Here is a 19134-nt window from a genome sequence, read left to right on the forward strand (position 1 = left end):
CTGTGCGGACTCTTCAAAGTCCAGTCCGCGCACGGTGATTCCGCTATCAGGAGTTACTTCAATGCCCCAAGTCACCATGCGTCAGATGCTGGAAGCCGGCGTCCATTTCGGCCACCAGACCCGCTACTGGAACCCCAAGATGGCGCCGTACATCTTCGGCGCACGCGGCAAGATCCACATCATCAACCTCGAGAAGACCGTTCCGCTCTTCAACGACGCGATGAACTTCCTCTCCTCGATCGCGCAGAAGCGCGGCACCGTGCTGTTCCTGGGCACCAAGCGCAGCGCGCGCGAGTCCATCAAGGAAGAAGCCGAGCGTTGCGGCATGCCGTTCATGACCCAGCGCTGGCTGGGCGGCACGCTGACCAACTTCCGTACCGTCAAGCAGTCGGTTGCCCGCCTGAAGGAACTGGAGTCGGCCGAGACCGATGGCACCTTCGACAAGCTGGTCAAGCACGAAGTGCTGGGCCTGCGTCGCGAGCGCGAGAAGCTGGACGCCTCGCTGGGCGGCATCAAGGAAATGAACCGCCTGCCCGACGCGATCTTCGTGATCGACATCGGCCATGAAGACATCGCCATCAAGGAAGCCAAGAAGCTCGGCATCCCGGTGATCGCAGTGGTCGACACCAACTACGATCCGGCCCTGGTCGACTACGCCATCCCGGGTAACGACGACGCCATCCGCGCCGTGCAGCTGTATGCACGTGCCGCCGCCGACGCCGTGCTGGAAGGCAAGGCTGCTGCGCCGAACTCCGCCTCGGTACGCGAAGAAGAGTTCTCGGCCGAAGCCGGCGACGAAGGCAAGGGCCGTCGCGCCCCGGCCAAGAAGGGCGACAAGAAGGCTGACGCGCCGGCCGACGCCGCTGCTCCGGCTGCCGAGTAATCGGCCTGCAATGCGGCCGCACCATGCTGTGCGGCCGCAGCCCCGACGGGTCCAGCGCGGCCCGTCGCCGAGGCCACTGAACATCTCTACGGGGGCGGCCGGCATGGCTGCGTCGTCTCCTACTGGCGGAACACTCCGCCGCACGCATTCGTCCATATGAGGTAATTCCATGGAAATCACTGCTTCCCTGGTCAAGGAACTGCGCGAGCGCACCGGCGCCGGCATGATGGAGTGCAAGAAGGCACTCGTCGAAAACGCAGGCGACATCGACGCCGCTGCCGAATGGCTGCGCAAGTCGGGCCTGGCCAAGGCCGACAAGAAGGCCGACCGCGTTGCCGCCGAAGGCCGCATCGCCACCGCACAGGCCGGCGGCAAGGCCGTGCTGGTCGAAGTCAACTCCGAGACCGACTTCGTCGCCAAGGACGAGAACTTCCTGGCCTTCACCGAGACCGTGGCCACCGCCGCGCTGAACGCGGACGCAGCCGATGCCGAAGCGCTCAAGAGCGTCAAGCTCGATAGCGGCGAGACCATCGAAGAGCGTCGCGCCGCGGTCATCGCCAAGGTCGGCGAGAACCTGCAGGTGCGTCGCCTGGTCCGTATCGACAGCGCCAACAACGTCGCAGCCTACGTGCACGGCGGCCGCATCGGCGTGCTGGTCGAGCTGAAGGGTGGCGACATCGAGCTGGCTCGCGGCATCGCCATGCACATCGCCGCGATGAACCCGCCGCACGTCAAGGCCTCCGATGTTCCGGCCGAATTCGTCGCCAAGGAAAAGGAAATCGAACTGGCCAAGATGTCCGAGAAGGACAAGGCCAAGCCGGCCGAGATCCTGGAAAAGATCATCAGCGGCAAGATCAGCAAGATCATCAACGAAGTGACGCTGTACGGCCAGCCGTACGTGCTGAACACCGACCAGACCGTCGAGCAGGCGGTCAAGGCGGCCGGCGCCGAGGTCATCGGCTTCCAGCGCCTGGCCGTTGGCGAAGGCATCGAGAAGGTGGTGGAAGACTACGCCGCCGAAGTGATGAAGCAGGCCGGCCTGGCCTGATCCGCGCCACGGCGCAGAAGAAGCCGCGGCGTGCCGCGGCTTTTTTTTGGCCCGCAGTTGGCGCGGCCACATCGACGCACGAAGCTGAAGCGAACGCATCCGCCGCGCCTGCGCGCGACCGCGTTGCTACAGATGTCATTGCCGGTGCCGTTAAACCTGAATGCCGACCAGGCTTTCCGCGTCCGTCACGCACGCGCTGCAGCGGGGCGACGGCGGAGCATGGCGTGCCCCATTAACGAGCGCGGCGGTATGCTTGCGCTCACCGTCGGCGATGACCCATGCAACCAGATCTACAGGCCGCCCTGCACTACTGCCGCAACCTGCCGTCGCCGCCGGGCGTCGCGCTGCGCATCATCGAGCTGGCGCAGGACCCCGACGTGGACATGACCGCCACCGCCGACGTCATCGGCATGGACATGGCATTGAGCGCGCGCATGCTGCGGGTTGCCAATTCGCCGCTGTACGCCAGCCGCCGCCGCATCGACAACCTCGGCCAGGCGCTGACCATGCTCGGCCTCAACGCCACCCTGAGCCTGGCACTGGGCTTTTCGATGGTGCACGGGGTGCGCAGCACCTTCGCCGCGCATCCGCTGCATGAGCGCATCTGGCGCCGCGCCGGTCTGTGCGCGCTGGCCAGCCGCATTCTCGGCCAGGCCTACGGCATCCGCAAACCCGAAGAACTCATGCTGGCCGGCCTGCTGCAGGACATCGGCAAGCTGGCCCTGCTGCAGGGCGCGCCCGAGCTGTATGCGCCGCTGCTGGAGCAGGCGCTCGACAACGCCGCGCTGCTCGAGGCCGAACGCGAGCAACTGGGCGCCACCCATGCCGAAGTCGGCGCCTGGCTGGCGCATCAATGGCAGTTGCCGCCGTACCTGCAGAACGCCATCGCGCAAAGCGAGGAAGAGCCCGCCAGCCTGGCGCCGTTCATGGCCTGCGTCGCGCTGTCCGGGCGCCTGGCCGACATCTGGCTGTCGGCCAGTGCCGTGGCGGCCACCGAACACGCGCAGCAACAGGCGCAGCAGGTCCTGGACCTGGATGCCGAACGCTTCGAGAAGGTGATCGAACGCATCGCCGAATCGCTGCCCGAACTGGAAGCCCTGTTCGACATCCGCGTGCCGCAACCCGAGCACATCCAGATGATCTTCGAGCAGGCGCGCGAACTGGCGATGCTGCGCAGCCTGCGCGAACTGCAGGATGTCGCCGAAGCGCGCCGGCATGCCGACGAATCGGAAAACCGCATGCGCCATCTGGCCGAACAGGCCAGCCGCGACGCATTGACCGGCGTGTTCAATCGCCACCAGCTCGGCACTGCGCTGGCCAACGAGTTCGAGCTGGCATCGCGCCAGAACTGGCCGCTGTCGATCGCCTTCATCGACCTGGACGACTTCAAGCGCGTCAACGACGCGCACGGCCACCTGGTCGGCGACGAGGTGCTGCGCAACTTCGCGCAGACGCTGCAGCGCATGGTGCGTACCAGCGATCTGGTCGCCCGCTACGGCGGCGAGGAGTTCCTGGTGATCCTGCCCAACACCGCGGCCGAAGCGGCGTTGCTGGTGGTCGAGCGCATCCTGGCCGAGACCGCACGCACGCCGATGGCGCAACTGCAGGGCGGCCCGCTGCACATCACCTTCTCGGCAGGCCTGGCCACCCACGGCGGCGGCGGCCGGCAGTTCGAGAGCATCGAGCATCTGCTGCAGGCTGCAGACAGCACGCTGTATCGCTCCAAACATCGCGGCCGCAACCGGGTCACCGCCTACGATGCGACCGACGTGCCGACGCCGCAGCCGCCGCGCGCGCATTGAGCAACGCGTCACGTCATCGCCAACTACCGAATTTTTACCACGCCCGGTGACAGGCTTCCGCTAGACTTGCCGGCGTTTGCCGATCCCCCACACCGAGGTTTCCCCCATGTCCGAACTTGCCTATCGCCGCATTCTTCTCAAACTTTCCGGGGAGGCGCTGATGGGAGACGGGGATTACGGCATCGACCCCAAGGTCATCAATCGCCTCGCCCATGAAGTGATCGAAGCCCAGCAGGCCGGCGCGCAGGTCGCGCTGGTGATCGGCGGCGGCAACATCTTCCGCGGCGCCGGCCTGGCCGCCAGCGGCATGGACCGCGTCACCGGCGACCACATGGGCATGCTGGCCACCGTGATCAACGCGCTGGCGATGCAGGACGCGCTGGAGAAGCTCGGCGCCAAGGTGCGCGTGATGAGCGCGATCAAGATCAACGATGTCTGCGAGGACTTCATCCGCCGTCGCGCGATCCGCCACCTGGAAAAGGGCCGCATCGCGATCTTCGCCGCCGGTACCGGCAACCCGTTCTTCACCACCGACTCGGGCGCGGCGCTGCGCGCGATCGAGATCGGCGCCGACCTGCTGCTCAAGGCGACCAAGGTCGACGGCGTCTACGACAAGGACCCGAAGAAGCACGCCGACGCGGTGCGCTACGACAGCCTGAGCTACGACCAGGTCATCCTGCAGGGCCTGGAAGTGATGGACACCGCCGCCTTCGCCCTGGCGCGCGACAGCGACCTGCCGCTGCGCATCTTCGGCATGAGCGAGCCCGGCGTGCTGCTGCGCATCCTGCATGGCGAGCAGATCGGTACGCTGGTGCAGGGTCGCAGCTGAGGCTGGGAATCGGGAATCGGGATTGGGGAATCGCAAAGGCGCGGCGCTGGCGCCCGCGTCGATGCCTGTCCGTCGAGCGCCCGCAGTGGGAAGCGGCGCCATCAAGTGAACCGGCCGCGCGGGTCCTGGCGACCCGCGAGTCGTGAAACCCCAGTCCCGGCTATAATCCCCGGATTCAGCTCCACACGGATTCCGGCGATGCTCAACCAGATCAAACAAGACGCGCTCACGCGCATGACCAAGAGCATCGATGCTCTGCGCCATTCCCTGACCACGGTGCGCACCGGCCGCGCCTCCCCGGCGCTGCTGGACGGCATCAAGGTCAAGGCCTATGGCACCGACACCCCCCTCAACCAGGTCGCCAGCATCAGCGTCTCCGAAGGCCGCTCGCTGGTCATCAGCCTGTTCGACAAGGGCATGATCAAGGACGTCGAGAAGGCGATCTACGCCTCGGATCTGGGCCTGACCCCGACCGTGGTCGGCACCGTGATCCGTCTGAACCTGCCGCCGCTGACCGAGGAGCGCCGCAAGGAGCTCAGCAAGTCCGTGCATGGCGAGGGCGAGGACAGCAAGGTGGCCATCCGCAACATCCGTCGCGATGCCAACCAGCAGGTCAAGGATCTGCTCAAGGACAAGGCGGTCACCGAAGACGAGGCGCGCAGCGCCGAGGACGACATCCAGAAGCTGACCGACAAGGCCATCAAGGATGTGGATGAGGTCGTCAAGGCCAAGGAACAGGAACTGATGACGGTCTGATCGTGGCATCGCCTGCCATGCATCCAGCACCTTCCGCTGCCGCCGTGCCGCGCCACATCGCCATCATCATGGATGGCAATGGGCGTTGGGCGCAGCGTCGGCGGCGTCCGCGCATGATCGGCCATCGTGCCGGCGCGCGCGCGGTCAATCGCACCATCGATTTCTGCCTGGAAAAAGGCGTCTCGGCGCTCACCCTGTTTGCGTTCTCCAGCGAGAACTGGGGGCGCCCGCAGGAAGAAGTGGATGCGCTGATGAAGCTGTTCCTGCATGCGCTCGACCGCGAGGTCGACGAGCTGCAGCGCCGCGGCGTGCAGGTGCGCTTCATCGGCGATCGCGGCCGCTTTGCCGCGCCGCTGCGCGAGCGCATGGCCGCTGCCGAACGCATCACCGCGGCCAATGCGCGCCTGGTGCTGAGCATTGCCGCCAGCTATGGCGGCCGCCAGGACATTGCGCTGGCCGCGCGGGCCCTGGCCGAAGACGTGGCGGCCGGTCGCCTGCAACCGCAGCAGATCGACGAAGCGCTGCTGGCCAGCCGCGTCGCACTGGCCGACCTGCCGGCGCCGGACCTGTTCATCCGCACCGGTGGCGACACCCGCATCAGCAATTTCCTGCTGTGGCAGCTGGCCTACACCGAACTGTGGTTCACCGAAACCCTGTGGCCGGAGTTCGATGCCGGCGTACTGCAGCAGGCGCTGGATGACTATGCCGGGCGCGAACGTCGCTACGGCCTGACCAGCGCCCAGATCGCCGACAAGGCGACGGAGAGTTCCTCCGCATGACCAAGACCCGCGTGATTGCCGCGCTGATCATGGCGCCGCTCGCCATCTGCGCGATCGTGCTGCTGCCCACGCAATGGCTGGCGGCGCTGGCAGCGGTCCTGTTCCTGACCGGCCTGTGGGAGTGGCTCAAGCTCTCCGGCATCGACGACAGCCTGCCGCGCACCGTGCTGCTGATGCTCAACCTGCTGCTGATGGTGCTGATGGTGTGGGCGTCGGCCGGCTCCATGGTGCTGTTCCAGATCGCGGCCCTGGTGGGCGTGGTCTGGTGGCTGCTGGCGCTGCTGTGGCTGCGCTTTTTCACCTTCGGCGCCGATCACGGCAACGGCCAGGCGCGCGCGCTCAAGCTCGCTGCCGGCACGCTGGCGGTGCTGCCGGCCTGGGCCGCGCTGGTGCTGCTGCATGCCAACCCGGACAAGGGCAACCTGTGGCTGCTGACCGCGCTGACCATGGTGTGGGCGGCCGATTCGGGCGCCTACTTCGCCGGCCGCGCGTTCGGCAAGCACAAGCTGGCGCCGCGGGTCAGCCCCAACAAGACCATCGAAGGCCTGGTCGGCGGCATGCTCGCCGGCATCGTGGTCGCCTGCGCGTTCGGCTGGCTGGCCGGGCTCACCCTGGCGCACGTGCCGCAGCTCATCCTGGTGGCGGCGGTGGCGGTGCTGGCCTCGGTGCTGGGCGACCTGTTCGAGAGCCTGCTCAAGCGCCATGCCGGCGCCAAGGACTCCGGCGCGGTGATCCCGGGCCACGGCGGCGTGCTGGATCGCATCGACGGCGTGCTCGCCGCCCTGCCGGTGTTCGCACTCGGCAAGGAAATTCTCGGATTCTAGGCATGGCTGGCTCTTCTCCCCGCCAGGTCGCCGTCTTCGGCGCGACCGGCTCGATCGGCACCTCCGCACTGGACGTGATTGCCCGCCACCCCGAGCGGCTGCGCGCCAGCGTGCTGTCTGCCGGCAGCCAGGTGGACGCCCTGCTGGCGCTGTGCGCCACGCACCGCCCTGCGCATGCGGTAATTGCCGACCCGGCGCTGTACCCGGCGCTGCGCGACGGCCTGCGCGACGCCGGCCTGGCGACCCAGGCGCACGCCGGCACCGCGGCGCTGGACACATTGGCCGCCAGCGACGCCTGCGACACCGTGATCGCTGCGATTGTGGGCGCGGCCGGCCTGCCGTCCACGCTGGCCGCAGCGCGCGCCGGCAAGCGCCTGCTGCTGGCCAACAAGGAATCGCTGGTGCTGGCCGGCGAATTGCTGACCCGCACCGCAACTGCAGCCGGCGCCGAGATCATCCCGATCGACAGCGAGCACAGCGCCATCTTCCAGTGCCTGCGCTCCTGCGACGCCAGTCGCGGCGTGCGTCGGGTGATCCTGACCGCGTCCGGCGGGCCGTTCCGTGGCTGGGACCGTGCCGCGCTGGGCACGGTCACGCCCGCGCAGGCGGTCGCCCATCCCAAATGGTCGATGGGCCCGAAGATTTCGGTGGATTCGGCGACGCTGATGAACAAGGGCCTGGAGGTGATCGAGGCGCATCACCTGTTCGGCCTGCCCGGCGCGCAGATCGACGTGCTGGTGCATCCGCAGAGCCTGGTGCACTCGCTGGTGGAGTTCGTCGACGGCTCCACCCTGGCCCAGCTCGGCCTGCCGGACATGCGCACCACGCTGGCGGTCGGCCTGGCGTGGCCGGAGCGGGTCGAGTCCGGCGTTGCCGGGCTGGACCTGCTGACCCAGGGCCGGCTGGATTTCGAGGCGCCGGACACGGCCGCATTCCCCTGCCTGCGCCTTGCCTGGGAAGCGCTGGAGGCTGGCGGGACCGCGCCGGCAATCCTGAACGCGGCCAATGAAGTGGCTGTTTCAGCGTTTCTTCAGGGCCAGGTGGGTTTCCTAGCGATTCCTGCGTTGGTCGAACACACACTGACAACGCTCCCACGGCACAATGCCGACTCCCTCGACACCCTGCTGTCTGCCGATGCGCAAGCGCGGCAGATCACCGAACGCGCCCTCGCCCATCACCGCCTTCATGCCTGATCGATTTACGCAACCGAGTTGCATCCATGGGTGATTTCATCGGTTCGGTCTGGTGGATGATCGTCAGCCTGGGCGTGTTGGTGACCTTCCACGAATTCGGGCACTTCTGGGTCGCGCGGCGCTGTGGCGTCAAGGTGCTGCGCTTTTCGGTCGGCTTCGGCAAGCCACTGTGGATGCGGCGCGACCGTCACGGCACCGAATTCGTGGTGGCGGCCATTCCGCTGGGCGGCTACGTCAGGATGCTCGACGAGCGCGAAGGCGAGGTGCATCCGGCCGAGCAGGACCAGGCCTTCAACCGCAAGACCGTCTGGCAGCGCATCGCCATCGTGGCCGCCGGCCCGATCGCCAACCTGTTGCTGTGCATGGCGCTGCTGTGGGCGATGTTCGTGGTCGGCAAGCAGGATTATTCGGCCACCATCGGCCGCACCGATGGCCTGGCCGCCGAAGCCGGGCTGACCCCGGGCGAGCGCATCGTGCGCATCGATGGGCGCAGTGTCAGCAGCTGGAGCGATGCCAGCATGCAGCTCACCACGGCGGCGATGGACCAGCGCGACATCCGCGTGCTGACCGCCGCCGAAGGCGCCGGCAACCGCGAGCACACGCTGCGGCTGTCGCAGCTGCCAGCCGGCTTTGACGAGCGCCGCGTGGCGTCGCTGGCCGGCATCGGCTGGCAATTCATGCTGCAGCCGCCGGTGGTGGGCCAGGTGGTCGCCGGCTCGGCGGCGCAGGGGCTGCTGCAGCCGGGCGACCGCATCGTGGCCATCGACGGCCAGCCGATCCGGTCGGCCGACGAGATTCCCGCGCAGCTGCAGGCGCTGGGCGCGCAGGGCGGGACCGGCATGATCGAGGTCGCACGCGGCGACGACCGGCTGGCGCTGGAAATCGCCCCGCGCCGGTCGCCGCAGGGACAGTGGATGCTGGGAGTTGGATTTGCGGCTGCGCAGGCGCCTGCCTACGACAGCCGCCAGCAGTACGGCCTGTTCGCCGCGGTGCCGGCCGCGATCCGTGAAACCGGCCGGATGACCGCCGATTCGCTGGGCATGATGAAGCGCATGCTGACCGGCCAGGCCTCGGTCAAGAACATCTCCGGGCCGGTCACGATCGCGCGCGCCGCCAACGCCTCGGCCGAACGCGGGCTCGACTGGTTCCTGTATTTCCTGGGCTTGCTGTCGCTCAGCCTGGCGATCATCAACCTGATGCCGATCCCGATCTTGGACGGTGGGCATCTGCTGTATTACCTTATCGAGTTGGTCAAGGGCAGCCCGATCAGCGAACGGGCCATGATTGCCGGGCAGTATGTCGGCCTGGCGGTCCTGGCCGGGCTGATGGGACTGGCGTTCTACAACGACATCCTCGGCCTGGTTCCACGATGAAACTGCTCCACTCTTTCCGCCTGTTGTCGTCGTCATACGTCGGCATCCAGCAACACCCGAAATCGACTCCAACCGGATGTGACATGACGCGTCTTCCCACTCGCCGCCTGCTTGCCCTCGCTCTCGCCGCCGGCCTCAGCCTGCCAGTCGTTGCCCTGGCCGCAGAGCCGTTCGTTGCCAGCGACATCCGCGTCGACGGCCTGCAGCGCATCGCCTCCGGCACCGTGTTCACCTATCTGCCGGTGAACCGCGGCGACACCGTGGACGATGGCAAGGTCGCCGACTCGATCCGTGCGCTGTACCGCACCGGCTTCTTCGAGGACGTGCAGCTCGATCGCCAGGGCAACATCCTGGTGATCACCGTGAAGGAGCGCCCGGCGATCAACAAGCTCACCGTGACCGGCAACAAGGACATCAAGTCCGAGGAACTGCTCAAGGGCCTGGGCGACATCGGCCTGACCGAGGGCGGCACCTTCGATCGCCTGAGCCTGGACCGCGTGACCCAGGAGCTGACCCGCCAGTACAACAACCGCGGCAAGTACAACGTCGAGATCACCCCGACCGTCAGCCCGCTGGACCGCAACCGCGTGGATGTGGCGATTGCGATCAAGGAAGGCAAGGCGGCCAAGATCCGCCACGTCAACCTGATCGGCACCGAGAAGTTCGCCAACGAGGACATCCTGGAAAACTGGGAGTCCAAGGAGCACAACTGGGCCTCGTGGTACCGCCGCGACGACCAGTACTCCAAGGAAAAGATGTCCGGCGACCTGGAGAAGCTCAATTCCTGGTACCTGGACCGCGGCTACGTGGACTTCAGCATCGATTCCACCCAGGTCTCGATCAGCCCCGACAAGCGCGACATGTTCGTCAGCGCTGGTGTCACCGAAGGCGAGCAGTACAAGATCTCCGAGATCAAGGTCACCGGCGACACCGTGCTGCCGCAGGCCGACATCGAGCGCCTGGTCATCCCCAAGGCCGGCGACATCTTCTCGCGCGCCTTGCTGGAGTACACCTCCGATGCGATCACCAACACGCTGAGCAACGTCGGTTACGCGTTCGCCAAGGTCAACCCGATCCCGACCCCGAACCGCGAGGACCGCACCGTCGCGGTGAACCTGCAGGTGGTGCCGGGCCCGCGCGTGACCGTGCGTCGCATCCTCTACAAGGGCAACAGCCGCACCTCGGATGAGGTGCTGCGCCGCGAGATGCGCCAGTTCGAGAACACCTGGTACTCGCAGGCGGCAATCGACCGTTCCAAGATCCGCCTGCAGCGCCTGGGCTACTTCGAGAGCGTGGACGTGGAAACGCCGGCCGTGCCGGGCAGCAACGACCAGGTCGACGTGGTCTACAACGTCAAGGAAACCACCTCCGGCAGCTTCGTGTTCGGCCTGGGCTACTCGCAGAGCTTCGGCGTGACCACCTCGGTGCAGCTGTCGCAGAACAACTTCCTGGGCGGCGGCAACCGGGTGGCGGTGGAAGCTTCGCGCAGCACCTTCCAGCAGCGCTACGCGTTCTCCTACACCAATCCGTTCTTTACCGACGACGGCGTGTCGCTGGGCTACAACCTGTCCTGGCGCTCGCTGGATTACTCGGACTTCAATACCGCGCAGTACAACAGCAAGAATGGTTCGGCGCAGGTGGTGTTCGGCGTGCCGATCACCTAGAACGATACCGTCTCGGCGATGGTCGGCATCGACAGCAACCAGATCAACACGTTCCAGGGAACACCGCGGGCGATCATCGACTACATCGATGCAGTCGGTACGCGTACCTTCCATGCCTGGCGTACCGAACTGGGCTGGGCACGCGACACCCGCAACGATTTCTTCATGCCCACCCGCGGCATGTACCAGCGCGTTGGCCTGGAAACCACCCTGCCCGGCTCCACGGTCGAGTACTACAAGTTCAACTACCAGATCTCCAACTACTGGCCGATCATTCCGGCGCTGGTGTTGAACACGCGGTTCGAGCTGGGTTACGGCGACAGCTATGGCAACGACAGTACGCGTGATCTGTGTGGCGTGATCAACAGCAACGGCTACACCGAGCAGGGGTGCAACGGCAGCAACCGAATCCGCACCGTTACTGCCACGGGCCTGCCGTTCTACGAGAACTTCTATGCCGGCGGTACCAATTCGGTACGTGGTTTCGAGGACAACACCCTGGGTCCGCGTTCGGAAGTGCTTCCAGGTTTCAACCGCGGCCAGCCGCTGGGTGGCTCGTTCAAGACCGTCGGTTCGGTGGAAATGTATTTCCCCAAGCTGTTCGACAGCCCGTCGGCGCGCGTGTCGGCGTTCTTCGACTTCGGTAACGTCTACGACGGCGTGGACAACTTCAAGGCCAACGAGCTGCGCGCCTCCACCGGTGTGGCGCTGTTGTGGCGCGCTCCGGTCGGCCCCATTTCGATCAGCTACGCGTTCCCGCTGAAGAAGGAAGACAACGACGAGATCGAACGTCTGCAGTTCACCTTCTCGGGCGGCTATTGAACCCATTAATAGCGCATGAAATGTTGCGAAAACGGCTGCTTAAGCTTACGATCATGACTCCTGAACATCCGTTCAGGAGAGGCAAGTAGCCGCTAAATCTAACGCAAAGGAAACAAGATGGATCTTATCAACGCCGTGCAAGTTGAGGTTATCGAGTCAGCGATGCACGTAGGTGCTGCGATTGTAGGTAAGGTTGACGCATTCATGCATGCTGAATCTCCCTTTTCAGCACAGGCTATCACCAGCGACTGTTGCGGCTGCCGCAACAACCCGGCTTAAAGCTAGATAAAAATGACCCGGCATAGCCGGGTCATTTTTTTGTGCAAGAGTTAACAAAAGCCAATTTAACTAGTAGTGAGAACTGCAAGGATGAGCAGAGGATCTCCATTTCTGAGCCAACAGAGCGCACATTCAATCTCTAGTATAGGATCACAAGAAAACGAGTCTAATAAGCCACTATCACACCTAGATATCGTTAACGACTTCATTAAAACCGAATTCAGAAGCGGCCTAATAGTAATCCCCACCACGACTGAAACGCTTTCTCATTTGAATTTATGGCAAAAACTACACCCCTCGCTTATAGTCGTAGCCCCATCAACGGGCGGCAGCCATACTCCTACTGAATTGCTAAACGAATTCGGCAAATCCACTAATACACCGGTTTTAGCAATTATATTTTCAGATCAACTTACTTCTGCACAAGATGCTCCAATCCTAACAAAGAAGAATAATAAATTATTTTTCCTTTCTGCAATTGAGTTAATCGGGCCACAAAAATATGACGTCCACCTACATGTTTGGCTAGGCCAAGCAATGGTGACTCTAGATGGTGCGACGCCACCTATAGAAACATTAAATTTTCTAACTGACTACTTGCGGAACTGCGAAGAACTTGGCTCCGAGTGGCTGGCACGTTCAATTCAGCCGAATCGTTACCTTGACGAGAGACGCCGAGATGCGCTGCGAAGACTTCGATTGTTTCAATCGATGATTTTATATAGCTCAATCAAACACCCACCAACCCAAAAAATCAAAGACGCTCTGGAAAAATTAATTACCATACAGAGGTCAATGGCAATTAATGATGCGATTTAACCTAATACCCACCCTTCAAAGATTCATGATAACCCTCTTTAAACCATTACTCACGATAACAGAGAGAAACCAATGGCTTGAGAAAAAAATAAAAATTGAATTGGACGACAATGACTTGCAAGCCATTAAAAATGCACTTCTCTTCTCTGGAGAAAATAAAATTGGCCCTTATTACCATTGGTACTTTCAAAAGCTAGTAGTCAATGACAAGGTAAAAAGTCTTAAAAAAGACAGCGTACTTCATCTCGTAAAAGACTTCGACAAATCTGATTACAGTCAACTAGAGATTGCTACAAATTCACACGAGGGCATATTACTTGCGACCCCACACCATGGCCACTATATTCTTTCAATCATAGCCGCCGTTGAGCGCTTAAGCAAAAAAAAATCAGTACTAGTTTTTTACGGCGACCCCAATACACACAGAGGCAACGACATTTTTGACGATCTCTGTCAGATCTTATGGAAGGACAATCCACGTATAGCATTCATCCACGACAATCGAAGGGGACTCGCAACAGCCCTAAAAGCGCTAGGCGAAGGTTCAATCGTAGTGATCATGCCTGATGTTTTCAAGAACGAAAAAGACACTTTACTTATCCCGTTCTGCGGACGTCAACTGAACGTACCATTGGGTACAGCTGTTATGGCAAGAAAGACTGGATCAACGATCCTGCCAATGATTTCCAAACCGCTAGCAAGGGGCACAGCAGGTTTTGAAACCATTTTCGGCAACTCATTTAAAGCAAGCCCCCAATCTGACCAAAGCAACTTACTTTCCGATTACGCTGCAACAGTCGAGATGTTTCTGGAATTTGAAAAGGTGATGCGCCTATCTATATTTCACTGGCAATACGTCAGAGAACATTTTCGCAAGCAGGCAGAATTTCCGCAATTATCGATGCTCCACTTGGAGCAGGCCGTCGGAACATTCCTAGATGACCCCCGAGTCAAACTGGGCAATACACAAATAATTGAATTAGACTAATGAGATTCTGCGGACTTACACTCCAGAACCAACCTCTCGGGCACCATGATTTTCACTTTACAACGGTATCTGTTACAATCATGGACGTATGACAGCGGCCTCTTGCTAGGCCGCTGTTTTCACTTGAAGCATGCTCAGGAATGAACAAAAAACTACAAGTAGTTAGTCCAGATGTTGCCTAGGCAGCCGGCGGTGGCGCCAATCGGGCGAGTCCACGCATTGCATCTACTGGTCCCAGAAGCTCTGCGCATTGGCGCGCTGCTGCGCCAAATCGTCAGCTGATGCGCTGCTGACAGCGCCCAGCACTATCACACCGGTGAACACAGAGAGGAGAGTTTTCCTACGCATCTTCCTGGATTAGCCGCTCGGTTGCAGCCAGGCAACAGATACCCCTGACTGTTTAGCGGATTCTTGGCTATTTTTTTTCCGTAAAAACAGCCGCATGCTGTTTACAAGAGGTTCACCGTGATGCGCTTGACCGCCAGTGCGATTGCCGAACAATTTGGTCTGACCCTCGTCGGTGATGGCGCCACCGAAGTCAGCGGCGTCGCCACCCTGGCGCATGCCGGCGCAGGACAGCTGAGCTTCCTGTCCAATCCGCGCTACCGGCCGCAGCTGGGCCAGACCCGTGCCGCCGTGGTGGTGCTGCGCGCCGACGATGCGCAGGACGCACGCGGCACCGCGCTGGTCGCCAAGGATCCCTACACCGCCTTCGCCAAGATCGCCGCCTTGTTCGATGTGGCGCCGGTGCGCGAACCGGGCATTCATCCTTCGGCAGTGATCGATCCCAGCGCACAGGTCTCGCCGACCGCGCACGTCGGCGCGTTTGTCAGCATCGGTGCGCGCAGCCGCGTGGGCGATGGCTGCGTGATCGGCACCGGCAGCATCATCGGCGAGGACTGCGTGGTCGATGACGGCAGCGAGCTGCTCGCCCGCGTCACCCTGGTCACCCGGGTGCGGCTGGGCAAGCGCGTGCGCATCCATCCCGGTGCGGTGATCGGCGCCGACGGCTTCGGCCTGGCGATGGATGCCGGCCACTGGATCAAGGTGCCGCAGCTGGGCGGCGTGGTGATCGGCGACGATTGCGAGATCGGTGCCAACACCTGCATCGACCGCGGCGCACTGGAAGACACCGTGCTGGAAGAAGACGTGCGCGTGGACAACCTGGTGCAGATCGCGCACAACTGCCACATCGGCGCACATAGCGCCATCGCCGGCTGCACCGGGATCGCCGGCAGTGCCAGGATCGGCCGTTACTGCCTGCTTGGTGGGCATGTGGGCGTGGTCGGGCACCTGGAGATCTGCGACAAGGTGGTGATCACCGGCAAGTCGGTGGTGCGCAATTCCATCCATGAGCCGGGCGAGTATTCGTCCGGCACCCCTCTCACCGACAATCGCACGTGGCGCAAGAACTGTCTCTTATACACATCTAGATGTGGGTAAGAGACAGCGATACGGCCGATGCAGATATTTTCGCGGCAACCAAAGTCTGGCTCGCCGAGGACCAGCGANACATCTAGATGTGTATAAGAGACAGGAATGAGTCACCCCACTTACGAGCTGCCGATCGACGTCAACCAGATCCAGACGCTGATCCCGCACCGCTATCCGTTCCTGCTGATCGACAAGGTGGTCGAGCTCGACCTGGATGCCAAGCGCATCGTCGGGCAGAAGAACGTCAGCATCAACGAGCCGTTTTTCCAGGGCCATTTCCCCTCTCGCCCGGTGATGCCCGGCGTGCTGATCATCGAGGCACTGGCGCAGGCCGGTGGCGTGATGACCCAGCTCGGGCTGGGACGCGACGCGCTGTCCAAGCTGTTCTACATGGTCAAGGTCGACAACGCCCGCTTCAACAAGCAGGTGGTGCCGGGCGACGTGCTGATGCTGGAAGTGCAGATGAAGCGCCTGATCCGCAACATGGGATGCTATTACGGCGAGGCCAAGGTCAACGGCGAAGTAGTGGCCAGTGCCGAAGTCATGTGCGCCGGCGCCAAGGAATAACCCGTTTTTGGAGGTGAGACACGATGCGTGATCAAGCACCCTTGATTCATCCCACCGCGATGATCGACCCGTCGGCGCAGCTGGCCGACGACGTGCGCGTTGGCGCGTTTTCGCTGATCGGCGCCGATGTGCAGATCGCCGCGGGCACCGAGGTGGGGCCGCATTGCTCGATCCACGGCCCGACCCGGATCGGCCGCAACAACCGCTTCGTCGGTCACGCCGCGATCGGCGGCGAACCGCAGGACAAGAAGTACGCCGGCGAGCGCACCGAGCTGGTGATCGGCGACGGCAACGTGATCCGCGAGTTCGTCACCATCAATCGTGGCACCGGCGGCGGTGGCGGCATCACCGTGGTCGGCAACGACAACTGGATGCTGGCCTACACCCACGTGGCGCACGACTGCCATGTCGGCAACCACTGCGTGTTCTCCAACAACACCACGCTGGCCGGCCATGTCACCGTGGGCGACTACGTGATCATCAGCGGCTTTGCCGGTGCGCATCAGTTCTGCCGGATCGGTGCACACGCCTTCCTGGGCATGGGTGCGCTGACCAACGGCGACGTGCCGCCGTTCACCATGGTCGGCAGCGAGTCGCTGGGCCGCCCGCGCGGCATCAACAGCGAAGGGCTCAAGCGTCGCGGCTTCGATGCCGAGCGCATCACCGCGATCAAGCGCGCCTACCGTACGCTGTACGTCGCCGGACTGCCGCTGGCCGAGGCCAAGGCGCAGCTGGCCGAACAGGCCAAGAGCAGCGAGGACGTGCGCGGCCTGCTCGAGTTCATCGAGGCGGCGGAAAGGCCGTTGTTGCGATGAAGGCCGGGATTCGGGATTCGGGATTGGGGATGGAAAACGTCCTTGCCACACCGGGCCAAGTCGTGCACGACGCGCTGGCCAATCCCCAATCCCCAATCCCCAATCCCTGCTCCCCGCGCATCGCGCTGATCGCCGGCGAAGCTTCCGGCGACCTCCTGGGTGCCGGATTGATCGAACAGCTGCGGCGCCGCTATCCGGCTGCCGAATTCGTCGGCATCGGTGGCGACGCGATGCGCGGTGCGGGCTGCCAGACCTGGTTCGATGCCAGCGAGCTGGCGGTGATGGGGCTGACCGAAGTGCTGCAGCATCTGCCGCGGCTGTTGAAGCTGCGCCGTGCGTTCCGCGAGCGTGTGCTGGCATGGAAGCCGGACGTGTTCATCGGCATCGACGCACCCGATTTCAACCTGTCGGTCGAGCGCTGGCTCAAGCAGCGCGGCGTGCGCACCGTGCATTACGTCAGCCCGTCGGTGTGGGCATGGCGCGAGAAGCGTGCGGAAAAGATCGGTGCCAGCGCCGATCTGGTGCTGTGCCTGTTTCCGATGGAGCCGCCCATCTACGCCAGGCACGGCATCGATGCGCGCTTTGTCGGCCATCCGATGGCCGACGACATCGCTTACCAGGCCGATCGCGCCGCCGCGCGCGCCACGCTGGGCCTGTCTGCCTCCAGCACCGTGCTGGCGGTGTTGCCCGGCAGCCGGCATGGCGAGATCAGCAAGCTCGGCGAGACGTTCTTCCAGGCCGCCTGGCTGGTGTCCGAGCAGTTGCCCAACCTGCACGTGCTGGTGCCGGCGGCCAATCCCGGCTGCAAGCAGCTGCTGGCCGAGCAGTTGTCGCGCTCGTCGCTGCCGGTGCTGCGCTCGCACCTGCTCGATGGCCAGGCGCGCACCGCGATGCTGGCCGCCGACGTGGTGCTGCTGGCGTCGGGCACCGCCACGCTGGAGGCGATGCTGGTCAAGCGCCCGATGGTGGTCGGCTACAAGGTCGCCCCGCTCACCTACCGCATCGTCAGGACGCTGGGCCTGCTCAAGGTCAACCGCTACGCGCTGCCCAACATCCTGGCCAACGACGACCTCGCTCCCGAGCTGATGCAGGACGAGTGCACTCCGGAACGCCTGTGCGCGGCCCTGCTGGACTGGTTCAGGCACCCGGCAAAGGTCGCCGCGCTGCAACCGCGCTATCTCGCCCTGCACGCGGAACTACGCCGCGATGCATCGGCACGCGCGGCCGATGCGGTGGCGGAGCTGCTGGAAGGCGGGGATTCGGGAGTGGGGATTGGGGATTCGCCAGGAGCAAAAACGTGAAGATCATTGCTTCGGGCACACACGCCGAGGCGCGCCAGTCGCCCTTGTTTGGCCAATCCCAAATCCCCAATGCCGAATCCCGGCGTTTGATTGCCGGTGTCGACGAAGCCGGGCGCGGCCCGCTGGCCGGGCCGGTGGCGGTGGCGGCGGTGGTGTTCGACCCCGGCAAGCCGCGCATCAACGGGCTGGACGATTCCAAGCAGCTGACCGCGCAGCGGCGCGAGCAGCTGTATGCGCGCATCGTCGAGCGGGCGCTGGCGTGGTCGGTGGTGCTGATCGACAGCGAGGAGATCGACCGCATCAACATCTACCAGGCGACCATGCTCGGCATGCGCCGCGCGGTGGAAGGGGTGGCGCATGTGGCCGGGTTTGCGCGCATCGACGGCAACCGGGTACCCAAGGGACTGCCCTGCCCGGCCGAAGCCTTGATCGGCGGCGATGCGCTCGACCGCGCCATCATGGCCGCCTCGATCGTGGCCAAGGTCACCCGCGACCGCCTGATGCAGCAACTGCACGCCGAGCATCCCGAGTACCGCTTCGACCAGCACAAGGGCTACGCCACGCCGGTGCACCTGGCCGCGCTGCGCAGCCACGGACCGTGCCCGCAGCACCGTCGCAGCTTCGCCCCGGTACGGCGTGCCCTGGGAATCGAGGCGGCACGATCGCCATGGGACGTGCCCTGCGCGGCGCCGGCCGATGACCTGCTGCGGGCCGACTGACCGGAACGCAACCCAGGCAGACCCGGCCCGCTACCGGCGCCATCCGTCCATGGGCGCGCAGGCGGCCGGTTCGGCCAGGGTCTTGAGCATGAAGTCCCGCACACCCGGCTGCGCACGCCGCCGATCCGCGCAATCGCCACCGCTGCGCTGCATGCAGCTAGCCGACGCCTGAATCGGCCACACCGCCCGGCCCCCGTGGCAGCTGGCCGCGGCGCCGCGCCGGTGCTGTCAAGCCTTGT

The 19134-nt window shown here is 63.7% G+C and carries 15 protein-coding genes and 3 pseudogenes; 17 read left to right on the plus strand and 1 reads right to left on the minus strand.

Annotation, left to right across the window (positions count from 1 at the left end; all coding sequences use genetic code 11):
• Nucleotides 1–61 precede the first annotated feature (61 nt).
• The 12 genes and pseudogenes from rpsB (at nucleotide 62) to C0541_RS14080 (ending at nucleotide 14059) form a co-directional block, all read left to right on the plus strand.
• Entirely contained in the window at nucleotides 62–883 is an 822-nt protein-coding gene (gene rpsB / locus C0541_RS14030) for a 30S ribosomal protein S2 (protein ID WP_115049227.1), read from the plus strand.
• Between the two features lie 169 nt (nucleotides 884–1052).
• Complete coding sequence (gene tsf, locus C0541_RS14035) at nucleotides 1053–1931, plus strand: translation elongation factor Ts (protein WP_115049229.1); 879 nt, start codon at nucleotides 1053–1055, stop codon at nucleotides 1929–1931.
• A 278-nt stretch (nucleotides 1932–2209) separates the two neighbouring features.
• Complete coding sequence (locus C0541_RS14040) at nucleotides 2210–3733, plus strand: sensor domain-containing diguanylate cyclase (protein WP_115049231.1); 1524 nt, start codon at nucleotides 2210–2212, stop codon at nucleotides 3731–3733.
• Nucleotides 3734–3839: 106 nt separating this feature from the next.
• Nucleotides 3840–4562, plus strand: coding sequence for a UMP kinase (gene pyrH / locus C0541_RS14045; protein WP_115049233.1), 723 nt, complete (start codon nucleotides 3840–3842; stop codon nucleotides 4560–4562).
• 198 nt (nucleotides 4563–4760) lie between these two features.
• Nucleotides 4761–5318, plus strand: a complete 558-nt coding sequence (frr, locus tag C0541_RS14050; RefSeq protein WP_115049235.1) for a ribosome recycling factor — start codon at nucleotides 4761–4763, stop codon at nucleotides 5316–5318.
• A 17-nt stretch (nucleotides 5319–5335) separates the two neighbouring features.
• Nucleotides 5336–6097, plus strand: coding sequence for a polyprenyl diphosphate synthase (gene uppS, locus C0541_RS14055; RefSeq protein WP_161960069.1), 762 nt, complete (start codon nucleotides 5336–5338; stop codon nucleotides 6095–6097).
• A complete protein-coding gene (locus tag C0541_RS14060) occupies nucleotides 6094–6921 on the plus strand; it encodes a phosphatidate cytidylyltransferase (RefSeq protein WP_115049238.1) in 828 nt (275 codons plus the stop codon). The genes uppS and C0541_RS14060 overlap by 4 nt, the downstream gene beginning before the upstream one ends.
• Before the next feature lie 2 nt (nucleotides 6922–6923).
• Nucleotides 6924–8114, plus strand: coding sequence for a 1-deoxy-D-xylulose-5-phosphate reductoisomerase (locus C0541_RS14065; RefSeq protein ID WP_115049240.1), 1191 nt, complete (start codon nucleotides 6924–6926; stop codon nucleotides 8112–8114).
• A gap of 26 nt (nucleotides 8115–8140) precedes the next feature.
• Nucleotides 8141–9487, plus strand: coding sequence for an RIP metalloprotease RseP (rseP, locus tag C0541_RS14070; RefSeq protein WP_115049242.1), 1347 nt, complete (start codon nucleotides 8141–8143; stop codon nucleotides 9485–9487).
• An 83-nt stretch (nucleotides 9488–9570) separates the two neighbouring features.
• A pseudogene (gene bamA / locus C0541_RS14075) lies at nucleotides 9571–11973 on the plus strand (outer membrane protein assembly factor BamA).
• Nucleotides 11974–12342: 369 nt separating this feature from the next.
• Nucleotides 12343–13071 (plus strand): hypothetical protein, encoded by a 729-nt coding sequence (locus tag C0541_RS20775; RefSeq protein ID WP_153064989.1) that lies wholly within the window; start codon nucleotides 12343–12345, stop codon nucleotides 13069–13071.
• A 25-nt stretch (nucleotides 13072–13096) separates the two neighbouring features.
• Nucleotides 13097–14059: a hypothetical protein gene (locus C0541_RS14080; RefSeq protein WP_161960070.1), complete on the plus strand. Its 963-nt coding sequence runs from the start codon at nucleotides 13097–13099 to the stop codon at nucleotides 14057–14059.
• 152 nt (nucleotides 14060–14211) lie between these two features.
• Here the strand turns inward: C0541_RS14080 and C0541_RS21570 are convergent.
• Nucleotides 14212–14407 (minus strand): annotated as a pseudogene (locus C0541_RS21570) (hypothetical protein).
• A gap of 120 nt (nucleotides 14408–14527) precedes the next feature.
• Here C0541_RS21570 and lpxD point away from each other — a divergent pair.
• From lpxD to C0541_RS14105, 5 genes and pseudogenes are all read left to right on the plus strand, one after another.
• Nucleotides 14528–15472: pseudogene (lpxD, locus tag C0541_RS14085) on the plus strand (UDP-3-O-(3-hydroxymyristoyl)glucosamine N-acyltransferase); the annotation flags it as partial.
• 126 nt (nucleotides 15473–15598) lie between these two features.
• A complete protein-coding gene (fabZ, locus tag C0541_RS14090) occupies nucleotides 15599–16060 on the plus strand; it encodes a 3-hydroxyacyl-ACP dehydratase FabZ (protein WP_115049248.1) in 462 nt (153 codons plus the stop codon).
• Between the two features lie 23 nt (nucleotides 16061–16083).
• Nucleotides 16084–16875, plus strand: coding sequence for an acyl-ACP--UDP-N-acetylglucosamine O-acyltransferase (gene lpxA, locus C0541_RS14095; protein WP_115049249.1), 792 nt, complete (start codon nucleotides 16084–16086; stop codon nucleotides 16873–16875).
• Nucleotides 16876–16904: 29 nt separating this feature from the next.
• Entirely contained in the window at nucleotides 16905–18176 is a 1272-nt protein-coding gene (gene lpxB, locus C0541_RS14100; RefSeq protein ID WP_161960071.1) for a lipid-A-disaccharide synthase, read from the plus strand.
• Nucleotides 18173–18895, plus strand: a complete 723-nt coding sequence (locus tag C0541_RS14105) for a ribonuclease HII (RefSeq protein WP_115049251.1) — start codon at nucleotides 18173–18175, stop codon at nucleotides 18893–18895. The genes lpxB and C0541_RS14105 overlap by 4 nt, the downstream gene beginning before the upstream one ends.
• Nucleotides 18896–19134 lie beyond the last annotated feature (239 nt).

The sequence above is a fragment of the Xanthomonas arboricola genome (assembly GCF_003353015.1).
Taxonomy (GTDB): domain Bacteria; phylum Pseudomonadota; class Gammaproteobacteria; order Xanthomonadales; family Xanthomonadaceae; genus Xanthomonas; species Xanthomonas arboricola_E.

Bases quoted from the DNA above. Each gene is read 5' to 3' on its own strand.
- rpsB (WP_115049227.1), top strand. From the start codon at position 62: ATGCCCCAAGTCACCATGCGTCAGATGCTGGAAGCCGGCGTCCATTTC.
- tsf (WP_115049229.1), top strand. From the start codon at position 1,053: ATGGAAATCACTGCTTCCCTGGTCAAGGAACTGCGCGAGCGCACCGGC.
- C0541_RS14040 (WP_115049231.1), top strand. From the start codon at position 2,210: ATGCAACCAGATCTACAGGCCGCCCTGCACTACTGCCGCAACCTGCCG.
- pyrH (WP_115049233.1), top strand. From the start codon at position 3,840: ATGTCCGAACTTGCCTATCGCCGCATTCTTCTCAAACTTTCCGGGGAG.
- frr (WP_115049235.1), top strand. From the start codon at position 4,761: ATGCTCAACCAGATCAAACAAGACGCGCTCACGCGCATGACCAAGAGC.
- uppS (WP_161960069.1), top strand. From the start codon at position 5,336: ATGCATCCAGCACCTTCCGCTGCCGCCGTGCCGCGCCACATCGCCATC.
- C0541_RS14060 (WP_115049238.1), top strand. From the start codon at position 6,094: ATGACCAAGACCCGCGTGATTGCCGCGCTGATCATGGCGCCGCTCGCC.
- C0541_RS14065 (WP_115049240.1), top strand. From the start codon at position 6,924: ATGGCTGGCTCTTCTCCCCGCCAGGTCGCCGTCTTCGGCGCGACCGGC.
- rseP (WP_115049242.1), top strand. From the start codon at position 8,141: ATGGGTGATTTCATCGGTTCGGTCTGGTGGATGATCGTCAGCCTGGGC.
- C0541_RS20775 (WP_153064989.1), top strand. From the start codon at position 12,343: ATGAGCAGAGGATCTCCATTTCTGAGCCAACAGAGCGCACATTCAATC.
- C0541_RS14080 (WP_161960070.1), top strand. From the start codon at position 13,097: ATGATAACCCTCTTTAAACCATTACTCACGATAACAGAGAGAAACCAA.
- fabZ (WP_115049248.1), top strand. From the start codon at position 15,599: ATGAGTCACCCCACTTACGAGCTGCCGATCGACGTCAACCAGATCCAG.
- lpxA (WP_115049249.1), top strand. From the start codon at position 16,084: ATGCGTGATCAAGCACCCTTGATTCATCCCACCGCGATGATCGACCCG.
- lpxB (WP_161960071.1), top strand. From the start codon at position 16,905: ATGGAAAACGTCCTTGCCACACCGGGCCAAGTCGTGCACGACGCGCTG.